Genomic DNA, 12,576 nt, shown 5'->3' on the forward strand with positions numbered 1-12,576 from the left:
TGTGTATAAGAGACAGGTCCAGCGCCAGCGTGCGCCGGTGCTGGATCGGATCGACACACAGTCCCAGCAGGGCTTCACGGCGCAGTACAACATCCTCTCGGACCGCTCACCGCCAATCGGCTACGCCGGCCAGTCTGACGTCATCGACCTCTCGGACAACGACTACGGCGACTTCACGATCGAGACGGACAGTGAGGACATGCGGATCTTCGTCGACCAGATCAACGTCTCGGACTTCGCCTCTCGAGCGACCGATTCGCTCGACTACATGGATCTGGAGAACACGACGCTCGGCCAGCGCACCATCGAGTGGGCGCTCACGAAGGCCGCAGCGTACTTCTACGCCGACCCAGACGCTGGAGAAACCGACTTCGGCTACTCCTCGCTGGGGACCGACAACGCCTTCCCCGGCATGACACCCCTCGCCCAGAGTGCGGGCAACGACATCGACCGCACCGGCGTCGACGTCGACGCCGACGGCTTCCCAGTTCTCGAGGACCTCAAGGCTGCGCTCACGTGGGCGGTCGAAGGGACTGGCCTCACGTACGCCGATGCGGAGATCTTCGTCTCGCCGTCCCTGTTCGACCTACTCGAGAACGAGGCGAACCCAGTCACGCGTCTTGACTCGTTCAGCGAGGGTGCGGACTTCGGTGCTCGCCAGCTCTGGATCAAGGGCGTTCGCGTCACCGAGTGTCCGAACATCATGCCGAACTTCGAACTCCCGTGGGACGCCTCCCCCGAGAACCCTGGCAACGCCTTCATCATCGACCGGCGTTCCCTGCAGTTCCGCGCACTTGCACCGCTGTTCACGCTCCCACTGGGTCGTGACGGTCTCGCGGACAAGGCGGCGATGGCCGAGTACGGCACGCTGATCGACAAGTCTCACGGAGAACACACGTTCTGGCTCGAGTACGACCTCGGCGAGGTCGAGTTCGACCCAGACGGTGACGGCAGTGGGGACACCACTGAGTAAGTGATCTGAGATGCGCATCCAACATCCACGGGCGACGGATGCCTTCGCTCGCGACCCCCCTTCACAGGTCGCTGTCCCAATCAGTTCGAGCCGCCACACCAACGTCAGTGTCGACGACGAAGGCTACCTCTCGATCAAACCCGACAAAGCGGACGACGTGATGGCATACCTCGCCTCGTCCTACGACGTCGAGTACGATCGCGACACTGGCGATGTCGTCAGCCACGCCGGTGACGACCTCGAGGAGGCTGCAGACGATGATGAAACCGACTCCGACCAGGACGGTTCCGATGCCGACACTGAAACCGATTCTGACGGTGACTCCGACACGGACGATCTCGAGGCTTGGGCGGACTGGAACCGTGACGACTGGCTGGCACTGGGTTGGGACGATCGCAAGGCCGATGTCGAGGATGGGCTTGTCGACGACCACCTCACGGAGATCCACGATCTCGAATCGAACCACAGCAAGCGCGTTCGCAACGCTGCGAAAGCACGCCTCGAGGACCTCGGCCGGGCCGACGAACTGGAGGACGAGTGACTATGTCGGTTGACGAAAGTACCGTTGGCGAACGGCTGAAGCGGTTTGAGGTATCCGCAGTTGCAATGCCGGGGTTCCTTTCGACCGGTACACGCCGCTTCGAGAGCGACCTGCCGATCGGGGCAGAGATCCGCCGCGCGGGCTACGACCCAGAACGGGACGTCTTCTACATTACGGTCGAACACGAGTCGTTCCGACCCGTCCGTGAAGGCGAGCGAATCCCACGGGGCGAGGTAATCGTCGAGGAACTCGAGGGGTACTGACCCATGCCTGAGGAGCACGGCTACTGTACCGTTGAGGACGTCAACCGCGTCATCCACGAGTCTGACTTTACTGGTGGTCTCGAGTCTGCAGACAACCAGGCGGTCGTCGACGCGATCACCGGCCTGACCGAATGGCTGCACGAGGAACACGACCGCCACTGGTACGACCCCGACGGGACCGACGAGGACGATCACGACCTCATCCCGACGGAACCGAAGACCCACCAGGAAGACGAACACGACATCCCCTCGATCCCGCACGCCGGCCCGCAGCAGATGCAGGTTGCTGCATCGCACCAGGTGCGCTATCCGGTTCGACACGCTGGCCCGTACACTCGAGTGCAAGTCTCGAGGCGAGATATCGTCGAGATAACCGAACTCCTCGTCCGTGATCGATCTGGTGACGTCACTGACTGGGTCGAGAAACACGAGGAAGGTCGCGGCCAGGACTACTACCTGAACAGCGACGACTCGAGTGGTATCACCTACCTCTACTTGCACACGGGAACGCTCCCGAACCTGCGAGACTACGGCAACGCCGTGATCGTCTCCTACGACTGGGGTATCGAAGGCCTCTCGAGTACAGTGCGGCGCGCGGTTGCTCAACTGGCCGCTGCTGAACTCCTTGCATCGTCGGATGAAGCAGGGCTCGGGATCCCAGAGAACGCGAATCTGCAGGCTACCGAGAGCAAGGTCCAGGCGATGGAACGTCAGGCGAAGGAGAAACTGGGCATTCACGAATGACTTTCGAGCTCGAGAACAGCTTCGAAGCCGACCTTCGCGAGGCGCTCCTGGACGACGTCGAGCAGCGAGCCCGCGAGAAAATCGCACCGGAGGTCCAGGAGTATGCCCACGACGTCCTCGAGCAGTACGGCCAGCGCCACGAGTACAACGTCTCGACGTTGATCGAGGCAGGACAGACCCGAGTCGAAAGGCGTGAGGGTCGCGTGTTCGTCCGCTGGGGGTGGCCAGAGCCAGCGATCTACTTCGAGAGGGGGACGGCCGACCACGTCGTCCAAACGCGGAACGCGGATGTCCTCTCGTTCGTCTGGGAGGAACGCCACGACCCGCCGCAGTGGGTTCGAGAGGAGTTCGATCGTGAGGGTGACGGCTGGCGAGTGTTCCTTCCAGAGACCAACGTCGACGGACTGCCTGAAAGCAGGTTCATCCGCGACTCACTGAACTACGTCCGGAGGCAGTTCGAATCATGACCGAGGTCAACTGGGTTCTCGACCAGCTCGGCAGCGTCGTCGACGACATCGCGAACTCCTACACGAACCGGAACGACAACCCGGTCGCCCTCAAGCGAGTGAACCGTGACGACAGCAGCGTGTACGACGGATCTGGAGACCTCGACCTCAACGAGCCGATGCACAAGCGGACGGACAGCCTCGAGAAGGGGGTCTACGTCGGCGCAACGCTGGCAGATCGGGCCACAAGTCCGCGGGGAACCGAGTACGATCACGAGATCGAGACCGTCGTTGCGGTCACGGTTGAGGGGATGACCTCTCAAGGTGGCCACTATGGCCATGTCGATCCGGACGGTGAGAACGGTATCCCATTCGATGACCTCGTTCGGCAGATCCGCCGGACGCTGCTTGGAATGCGGTCGTATCCCGAGACGGACATCCCACACACCACGTATCACGACCTGTTGGTCACGAACGACGATCCGCAGTCGGCGGAGTATCGTGACTTCTATCGCTACCAGTTCGACTGCACACTCAGAGGTTGCGAGAAACTACCAGAGTTATGAAACCGAACACCCAGACTGACGGAGGTACAGTATGACCGGCGCCGGCGCGGCAACCGTGGCCTACACGGTCGAGTCGGAGTATGGCCACGGTCCGGCGGCTGACCCAACGTGGATCCAGCCAGGGACGAACATCACAGTCGGCAACCTGACGGTCGAGCAGGCGCTCCAGCGATCGCGCCACCCCGACGACCCCACGCCATGCGGATCACGCGCGGGTGACTTCGAGGGCGCAGCGAGCGTCTCGTTCACGATGACCGACGACAACTTCCACGACCTCATCTTCGCCGACGATGGCACCGCGCTCCCGAACGAACCGATGCGAGCGCCGTCGAGCGCGTGGTACTTCGGTGCCGACCTGCTCGACGAGGATGCATCGCGAACTCCGACCGGGACGATCGTTCTGGACGCATCGGTCAGCTACCAGCGCACCGAGGACATCACGGTCGATCTGACGTTGGCGTATGGCTTCGAGCCGGACGATGTCTCGACGCCAGAGTCGATCGAGAAGCCGAGTTGCGACGACGAGTACACGTGGCACGGCACTGAACTCGATGTCGACGGCGCCGCGCAGACACTCATGCAGACGGCAACGCTATCGCTGTCGAACCTCGCACGGTTCCGTCGCGGTCAGTCCCGGCACCCCTTCGACGCGGTCGCCTCGGCAATCGAGCCGGCGTTCGCGAGCGACGCAACCGTGACCAAGACCGACCAACTCGAGATGGCCGTCGGCGACGGTGTCGACCTGGAGGTGGTCGACAAGGTCGACGGGACACTCACGTTCGAGAACGGGCAGGGTGAGACGATCGGCTACGAACTCGTAGGGATGCAACCGACCAGCTACGACTGGAGCAACCTTGTCAACCCCGACGAGGACCTGAGCGAACCGATCGACTACCACGTCGCCAACGTTGAGGTGGTCGCCTGATGCTCACGACCGAGGCGTACACGCTCGATGAGGCGATCGACGAACTGGCTGATCAGATCGACGCCCTCGAAGCCGCTCTCACTGAACTCGACAGCGGTACGGACGAGTACACGTACACGCAGGGCCGACGCAATCGGCTGCGTTACTACAAGGATGGACTTGAGTGGCAGCGCGATGAAGAAGGCTGGTCACCCGACGCCGAGATCGAACTCGGTGCGATGACTGCCGCCGAGGAAGCGCTCATGCACCGCGAGATGCCGTCAAACGTCGAGAAGAAGGAACGGCGCAACTGGTTCGTCGCAGCGAGCACGGCGGCGGCACCGTACCACAGCGATGACCTTTCGGAGACGTTCACCGACGTCGGACAGTGTCACCCTGCGTTTGTTGACTGGGCTGAGGCGAAGGCCAACGCGCTCGGTGTGCCTGGCGTCTCGGGAAACAGGAGCGAGGGCGAGAGCGGTTCGACGAACTCATCGTCGTCGCCCTCGCCCATGGAATGAGCTACCCGGATATTCTGCAGACACCGGTCGACTACCTCGAATTGCTTTCTGACCGTGCCCAAGAGCGAGGCTATCCATGACTGACGGGAACGAGTTCGGTACAACTGCTCGTGTCGATATAGACATCCCGGACAGCGAACTCCGAAATGCTCGTCAGCAGATCGAGTCTGAGATCGGGTCAACCGAGATCGGTATGACTGACGGTGGGACGATGTCTGCCCAAACTGGCGGTGGTGGTCGCGCACAGCGCCGTGCGCGACGCGAACACCGCTGGAGTCGCGACAACCACGCCAACCTGGAGGACATCCTCGAGATCCTCGAAAGCTGGGACGGTGATATCGACGGTGACGGCGGCGGTGGTCTCTTTGGCGACCTCCTCGGTGGTGCTGGTGGCCTCGCTGGCGGCGCTGCGAGTGGCATCGGTGCCGGGATTGGCTCGGCGGTCGGAACTGCCGTCGGTAACGCGATCTCCGGCGACGACATCACGGTCGACGCGGACGACCTCGCTGTTGATGTCGCTGCAGACGAGATCGGCGCGGTCGAGGTCGCAGTCTCGGGTGAGGAGATCGACGACATCGGCGTCGACGTGGACACGGAGGATCTCGAGCAGTTCGAGATCGCCGTCGACACAGAGCGGATCGACGACTTCGAACTCGGCGTCCAAACCGAACACGTCGAGGATCTCGTGCTCGATGTCGACCACCCCGAGGAACCGTACCCACTCGAGGAGGTCGAACCGTTCCCTGTCGAGGACGTTCCACCACTCGAGATCGAAGATCCGCCGACAATATCAATCACGACCGAGACGAGGCAACACGAACCTGGTCCGGAGACACGTGTCCCGGACACAATGTCGGATCCGGACGCCGTCGATCTCGGCGGTGGTGAGGATAATGGTGGTGGCGTGTGGGATACGATCTGGGATCGGACACGTGGGTCGAGAGAGCAGACGCGCGAGGAGACAGAGGACATCCCGATCATCGGCGAACCGTTCGCCGACGCCGACCGGTGGATGGAGGATCAGATCAACTCCTGGCGAGATAGCCGGACGGACATCGGCGAGCGCCTCGGTGGTTTGGCTGATTCAGGACCGTCGGCCGCTGGAGAGGCCGCGAGCCCGCAAGCGAGTTCGACAGCGGTTGCGGCTCCGCAGGGGCCGACGATCGAGCAGGTCAACGTGACGCAGACGTTTGACATGGAGGTCGTGGTTGATCGGATCCGAGAGGTGGCCGACGTGATCGACGACCTCGAGCGAGAACTGGATGGGGCCTACGACGAACTCGAGAGCGAACTGGACGACGCGGTCGACAGGATCGAAGACCTAGAGAGGGCGTTCCGATGACTGGGTCACCGAGCCCGCAGGAGATGGAGCCGGCCGGCGATCAACCCGAGCAGTGCGCCGACGAAGTGGGATCCGAACGCCGTTCCTGGCGGCGACATCCAGATCGTTACACCGCCAGCAGCGAGCAACACGAGGACGGCAACCGGACCGAACGAGCCACTCTTCTCGGAGTCGCCGGCGGTGGAGACCGACCCGATGATGTAGCCACCCAGGGCGAACGCACTCCCACTCGCACCGATCACGGCGAGCGACGTCCCGAAGGCGTCGGCAATGTAGACCTGGCTGATCGACGAGAGAACGCCGGTCGTGAGAAAGAACAAGTGGAAGCGAATCGCGGACGAGTACAACGAGATCAGGCCGCCGGCAACGGCGACCATCGTCGCGTTGGAAATGAGGTGTGCGGTGTCCAGGTGCCCGTACGTCGCGGTGATGAGCGACCACCAGGGATCGAAGACAGGCATCGCGACCGCGAAGTCGTCGGGGATGCCCTGACCACCGGTCGCACTCCACCCCAGGATAGAGACTGCCATCATAATCGCAAGCGTTTGCACGACCGGGTTGCGGCCAAGCGCCTCGCCCCACGTCTCCTCCGACTCCTCGCCGCCGGTCTCGGTCTCAGCAAGGGGTGCCGGCTCTGGCGTCGTCTGGTGGCCCATACTCGTTCTATCGGTCCGCGCACGCCTAAATCGTTTGGCAAGTCTGACAATCAGCCTGAGGTGACTGTTCATGCTTACTGACCGCGTTGTTCTCGAAATCGACCCGATTAGTGGCACCGACGAGATGGGTGTGTTCGTCCTCAGCACTGATCTCGAGACGACCGACGAGCTTGACCGCTCGTACGTGCTCGCCGAACGTGGTCAGTACGTCACCGAAGCGTTCGATATCGCCCCCAACGCCCTAACCGATCCCGTATCGAGTAGTGACTTCGGCCGACGCGAAGGGTACCATATCGACGGTGGGGCCGGCACCGACTCGATCACGGTTAGTGCGACTCGTGGTGCCGAGGAGACGACGCAGTGGGGCGACGGTTCCGCGGACGGTGAGTCAACGCAGTACGACGCTGCGTCCGGCGACCTCGACGCGCAGGTGGATGTCCTCCGCCACTGGCTTAACGAGACGCGCAGCGACAGCGGCGGGCAGACCCGTCTCCACATCCGCGGCCACACTGACGGCACGTACTCGGACTCCGCAGGTCCGTTCGGCGAGCCGATCACAGTTGCGGTTCAGGGTCACACGATTTCGAAAGAGGACCACGCGGAGATCAGCATCACGCTGACGCTAGTCCGAACGGCGACGGTCCCGAACGTCGACGACGCACTCGACGACGTCCAGGACGCCGTCGACGAAGTGGTCGCCGAACTCGGCGAGTACACCCCCGACTGGTGAGCTTTTGTTATGAAGTACTTGTACAAAATCCCCATCGAAGAAGCCAGTCAGACTGGTGAATCGGACAGCCTCGAATCACGACTCGCCCAGGCCGGCGTCCTCGAAGGCGACGAAGCCGTCGTCGATCAGCTCTCGAGTGCTGCGCCAGACCTTTCGCTTGATGGCCAGTTCCGCGCTGGTAGTTGGCACTCCCGACTCCATGCCGAGGAACTGCGCGAACTCGCGAACTCCTCGATCGAGGCCCTGCCGCTGTTCCAAGAGGATGGACGCTACCCCGACGCGGGGTACTACGAGATCGAGTCAGCGTCGGTGCCGCCAGCTCACGCGAACGCCCACGACATCTACGTCTGGGATCTCGAACTCACGCGCAAGGGAACACAGCAGAACAGCTACCGCGCCATCGAGTCGAATACACGCCAGGCCGACCACGAGTTCGGCAACGACACGACAGCGCTGGTCGGCGTCCCCGCAGCGGCGCGCAAGGTCCAATGGTTCGACGGCGAGACACAGGACCGAGCGCCGGCAGAACCGATCGAGACGCGCGCCTCGGAGTTCGGCGACGTCGACATCTACAATCTCGCCGACGGCGAGGCAGAGGTCGGTGTGGAGGATCCGACGCTTGTCTACGAGGTCGCCTACTCGGACGAGGCACCGGTCGACTGCGCCGCGTACGACACTCGCGGCGAGGACGAGAAGTACCTCGAAAACGCCGACGGACGCGTTCGCGTCTGGCAGTCCCTGTTCAGCACCCTGCACGACTTCGAGTCGGAGATCGTCCTGGACAACGGCCTCGTGCGATTTCGCCTCGACGAGACCGAAGGCACGATTGAAGCCGAGAAGTGGGACTCGAGTATCGAATCTTGGAGCGACGTCGACCTCGACCAGCCCGCCGACGTGGAGCTCTGGGATGTCGACCTCCAAGAGGTCGCGATGGTCCGCGACAAAGCGCAGCTGACGTTCGATGTCGACGCCGACCTGTTCGCGTTGGACGCGATCCTCTCACGGGGTGCCGAGTCGGTGCTCTTCGACATCCCCGAGGGCGAAATGGGACCAGTCCCGGGTCCACTCGAGGACTGGCTCACGCCGATCGCGGCAGAGACACTCGTTGATCCACAGGCTGCGAAGGGGCTGGTGTCTCGAAATGAGGGGAGGAAATAGATGGTGAACACAGCCACTTTTGACGATCCTGGGACGTATACATGGACAGTACCTGATAATGTCGAAGAGGCGGTTTTCAAACTGTATGGTGCAGCAGGCGGATCTGGTATGGCTGTCGGTGGGCCGGGGGGATACGTCGAAGGNGGTGAACCCGAAGTGGGCGGTTTCAACGGTGGTGGAGACATTAGCACGGACCGTGACGATCCGGCCGGTGGAGGCGGTGGGGCCACTGATATTAGATTCGGCGGAACAGATCTCTCTGATCGGATCTTAGTAGCTGGCGGCGGTGGCGGCGGTGGTTCCGATGGTGGCCGTGATGACTTCGCAGGCGATGGAGGCGCTGGCGGTGCGAACGAAGGGGCTTGGGGGGAGATGGAACCCTACGGCGGTGGCGGTGGTACGCAGAGTGAAGGCGGTGAAGGTGGCATTCCCGAAGACGAATCGCAAACATCCTACCGTTACGGGGAAGACGGAGAATTGCTATACGGTGGTGACGCGGATGCTACCGCATCTATGTGCGGTGGTGCGGGCGGGGGTGGGTATTACGGTGGTGGTTCTGGGGCTGCTGAACGTGGCAGTGGCCACTTCGTCGGATACGGTGGTGGTGGTGGCTCTAACTACATTGGNGGGTATTACGGTGGTGGTTCTGGGGCTGCTGAACGTGGCAGTGGCCACTTCGTCGGATACGGTGGTGGTGGTGGCTCTAACTACATTGGTAGTGGTTTTACTAACACTTCCAACAGCCGCGGTTCTAACTGGGGAAGCGGTAGCGATGGCGAAGTAACGATTGAGTATGTCGAAGCGGCTGAACCACCAATCGGTCTACAGGTTCAGTATGACGACGAATCGATTGATCTCAATTGGAATAGCGGTGAAAACGTAGTCAACTACAACATCTACCGCAGTACCAGTTCCAACGTATCCACGAGCGGTTCGCCATATGCTTCAACCAGTTCAACGTCATATACAGATTCATCGGTGTCCACTGATACACGATACTACTACACCGTAACCGGAGTCGATGCTACCGGTGAAGAAACCGATTCGACCAGTACGGAAAATGCGCTCACCGCGCCAATGCAGCCATCGGTCAGCGTCTCGACGCAGGGAATGAGTGAAATTGATGTGTCGATGAGTGGTGATGGTGATGAGTTCCACATTTACCGATCGACATCATCGGGGTCGACACAATCGGATTACACGCATATCACGTCAACATCCTCAAACGGATACTCCGATTCTGGCCTAATCAATGGCCAGACGTACTATTACCGTATCACAGCAGAAAACGCCCAGGCAACGACCGATCTATCGAACGAAGACTTCGATACAACTGACTTACCATCCCCAACCCTCGGTTCAGCCATAGGTGGCGATCGGAAAATTACGATCGAATTTGAAGCTGAAGACAACAACTCGGACGGTTCTATCACAGTCTCACGCGACGGCACCGATGTCACGTCCGTCACTCCTGGTACAACATCCTACACCGACACCGATGCCGATCTCGACGGCCAGGAGTACACGTACCAACTCATGCGCGACACAGGCGATGCAACCGCCGAGAGTGGCACGGAGAGGGCAACAACCAACCTCCCAGCGCTTGAGGACATGGAAGTCATCGACGTCGACGGCCGACACGCCACCATCCAAGCAACCGACCCGAGCAACAACTCAAGTGGATACCGGCTACTGTTGCGCGAGGACGACGAGGGCAGCTACGAGCAGGACGGTGATGATCTCGACCCCGTCAACGAAGGAGAGACCGTTGAGTTCGTGACGACCAAACTGCTCGACGGGAAACTCTACGGAGCGACTGCTGAGACGTTCACTAACGATGCAACCGCGAGGGAGGACCAATAATGCCAGTCACATTCATCACCGACCTACCGGATGCCAGCACCCTCTCACTCGACGCCTCCGTGCAGAGCGAAATGACCGCGGCGTTCGATGAGGTCGCGAACAACGGCGAATATCGAATTGAACTCCGAGACGACGATCCCGGCGGAGATCACCCCCACTACGAACACGAAGCGACGGTTGCCTGGGATGATGTCCACGAACACACGATCACGGACCTCGTCGACGGTGAGCAATACAGCGTCAGGATCCGCACACAGACCGACTACCGGACTGGCCGCTGGCTCTCAGCTGAAGAGTTGACAAAGATCGTTCCCGCCTCGGATGTTACTGTCTCGATTGAGGACCTCGTAGCCGATGTCTCATGGACAGACAATTCGGACTTCCGCGGCTCGTATCAAATCTATCGACGCCGGACTGACTACGACTATGGCGGCAGTCCAGGCCGACTCGTTGGATCGGTTGGAGAGGATTCCATGGACTTCACTGATGACGGTGCGATTTCGCCCGACCAGGAGTACGTGTATATGCTTCGTACACAAACACAGTGGGTCCACGCAGACAGCGAGCTGAGCGACGCGATCGAAACTGAGGGACTGGGGCTCAACCATCGCGCTGTCCCACCACGTGGCTGGTACGTCGAGGTCGACCATCCCAGCGGGACGGCACTCAGTCCGCAGGTGCTCGACGGCGCGTCTCGACAGCCGACAGTCAACGGCTACCCACGTGTTAATCTCCCAGTCCCACATGACAGCAAGTGGCACTCGGATAAGTTCAACGACGCCGACCTGCGTGTCTGGCATGACGAGTCCCGGGACCCGATCAGCACACTCGAGCATCGCCAGCTCGAACCAGGCCAAACGACGCTCGAAGGCCGTGGCGGGACACAACTCGATCGCCGTGTCATCGAAGACGTCGAACTCGAAGAGACGCATGAGTTCATCGAGTACATCATCGAGGAGTACACGGACTACATTGCCGACGTCGACGATCCAGCAGCGGACATCGACGAAGATGTCGTGCTGCAGTTTGCCGAGATCAGTGCCGAACTGCAGCAAGCGCTTGAGACGATCCCGGACGACTCTCCGCTATTCTTTGACGGTGAAGAGAACCAACTCAAGACGCACCAAACTGGGTTCTTCGGTGATGTGATCAACGCCAGTGACGACTCGAGTGCCGGGTTAATTGAGGGTGACGAGTACAACTACGGTGAAGCGGCGGTTCTGAACGTCGGTGCCGATCAATACGTTGAGTGGGAGTTCGAGGTTGAACACGAAATCCCAGAAGAGGAGGGGGTGACTGCCGTCAGATACGAAGATCGGGACGGTGTGACTAACGGATATCGGATCGTACTCAATGGTGAAGTTGTCCAAGAATACCTTACTATCGACCGTGGCGAAGGCATGTACTGGGACGACCACAGAGCAGACTTCTCACTCGAGCCTGGGACACACTCACTTCGCATTGAAGCGGTAGACGAGGATGAACAACTCATCAGGATTGACTGTGTTGGTCTCTGGGACGACCGTTTCGGCCACGAGGTCAACAGCTCGGATGAAGTCAACGAAAACTACGCGCTGCCGAACCCGGCGCTGTATCCTGATGCTGCCCGTCTCGAAACAGTCCCGATCACGACGCCGGTGTCAATCCAGGGAATTACGCTTTCCGTCGAGACCAACGACGGTACAGGGCTGGCTGAGCTCGGAATCGGCGTCGACGGCACCGACGAGTATGACACAGTCGAAGATGCCCTCGAACATACACTCGAGTACAGCGAGCCAGCGACCGAGGCACGTGCTCGCGTCGGCATCGGACGTTCGAATGCCACCCGCGACGACGAAACGCCGACCAAGGGCTTCGAAGCGACTACAC

General features: G+C 60.9%; 14 protein-coding genes. 13 read left to right on the plus strand and 1 reads right to left on the minus strand.

Annotated features, from left to right (window positions below; translation table 11 throughout):
• Position 1 precedes the first annotated feature (1 nt).
• From C482_RS14945 to C482_RS14985, 9 genes are all read left to right on the plus strand, one after another.
• Positions 2-973 (plus strand): hypothetical protein, encoded by a 972-nt coding sequence (locus C482_RS14945; protein WP_006168551.1) that lies wholly within the window; start codon positions 2-4, stop codon positions 971-973.
• 10 nt (positions 974-983) lie between these two features.
• Positions 984-1,514: a hypothetical protein gene (locus tag C482_RS14950; RefSeq protein ID WP_006168552.1), complete on the plus strand. Its 531-nt coding sequence runs from the start codon at positions 984-986 to the stop codon at positions 1,512-1,514.
• 2 nt (positions 1,515-1,516) lie between these two features.
• Positions 1,517-1,777 carry a hypothetical protein gene (locus tag C482_RS14955; RefSeq protein ID WP_006168553.1) on the plus strand — a complete coding sequence of 87 codons (261 nt, stop codon included), beginning with the start codon at positions 1,517-1,519 and terminating at the stop codon, positions 1,775-1,777.
• 3 nt (positions 1,778-1,780) lie between these two features.
• Entirely contained in the window at positions 1,781-2,521 is a 741-nt protein-coding gene (locus tag C482_RS14960; protein ID WP_006168554.1) for a hypothetical protein, read from the plus strand.
• On the plus strand, positions 2,518-2,988 hold the full coding sequence (locus C482_RS14965) for a hypothetical protein (RefSeq protein WP_006168555.1): 471 nt from the start codon (positions 2,518-2,520) through the stop codon (positions 2,986-2,988). The genes C482_RS14960 and C482_RS14965 overlap by 4 nt, the downstream gene beginning before the upstream one ends.
• Positions 2,985-3,533, plus strand: coding sequence for a hypothetical protein (locus C482_RS14970; RefSeq protein ID WP_006168556.1), 549 nt, complete (start codon positions 2,985-2,987; stop codon positions 3,531-3,533). The genes C482_RS14965 and C482_RS14970 overlap by 4 nt, the downstream gene beginning before the upstream one ends.
• A gap of 31 nt (positions 3,534-3,564) precedes the next feature.
• Positions 3,565-4,458 carry a hypothetical protein gene (locus tag C482_RS14975; RefSeq protein WP_006168557.1) on the plus strand — a complete coding sequence of 298 codons (894 nt, stop codon included), beginning with the start codon at positions 3,565-3,567 and terminating at the stop codon, positions 4,456-4,458.
• Positions 4,458-4,958, plus strand: coding sequence for a hypothetical protein (locus C482_RS14980; RefSeq protein ID WP_006168559.1), 501 nt, complete (start codon positions 4,458-4,460; stop codon positions 4,956-4,958). The genes C482_RS14975 and C482_RS14980 overlap by 1 nt, the downstream gene beginning before the upstream one ends.
• 76 nt (positions 4,959-5,034) lie before the next feature.
• Positions 5,035-6,300 (plus strand): hypothetical protein, encoded by a 1,266-nt coding sequence (locus tag C482_RS14985; protein WP_006168560.1) that lies wholly within the window; start codon positions 5,035-5,037, stop codon positions 6,298-6,300.
• Positions 6,301-6,305: 5 nt separating this feature from the next.
• Here the strand turns inward: C482_RS14985 and C482_RS14990 are convergent, their stop codons facing one another.
• Positions 6,306-6,956, minus strand: a complete 651-nt coding sequence (locus tag C482_RS14990) for a rhomboid family intramembrane serine protease (RefSeq protein ID WP_006168562.1) — start codon at positions 6,954-6,956, stop codon at positions 6,306-6,308.
• A 70-nt stretch (positions 6,957-7,026) separates the two neighbouring features.
• Between C482_RS14990 and C482_RS14995 the strand changes: the two genes are divergently transcribed.
• The 4 genes from C482_RS14995 to C482_RS15020 all read left to right on the plus strand — a co-directional run.
• On the plus strand, positions 7,027-7,686 hold the full coding sequence (locus C482_RS14995) for a hypothetical protein (protein WP_006168563.1): 660 nt from the start codon (positions 7,027-7,029) through the stop codon (positions 7,684-7,686).
• Between the two features lie 9 nt (positions 7,687-7,695).
• Positions 7,696-8,844: a hypothetical protein gene (locus C482_RS15000; RefSeq protein WP_006168564.1), complete on the plus strand. Its 1,149-nt coding sequence runs from the start codon at positions 7,696-7,698 to the stop codon at positions 8,842-8,844.
• Between the two features lie 108 nt (positions 8,845-8,952).
• Positions 8,953-10,707, plus strand: coding sequence for a glycine-rich protein (locus tag C482_RS20590; protein ID WP_449406375.1), 1,755 nt, complete (start codon positions 8,953-8,955; stop codon positions 10,705-10,707).
• On the plus strand, positions 10,707-12,576 hold a 1,870-nt coding region (locus C482_RS15020; RefSeq protein WP_006168568.1), incomplete at its 3' end, for a fibronectin type III domain-containing protein. The genes C482_RS20590 and C482_RS15020, both read left to right, overlap by 1 nt.

It is taken from the genome of Natrialba chahannaoensis JCM 10990 (genome assembly GCF_000337135.1).
GTDB classification, from domain to species: domain Archaea; phylum Halobacteriota; class Halobacteria; order Halobacteriales; family Natrialbaceae; genus Natrialba; species Natrialba chahannaoensis.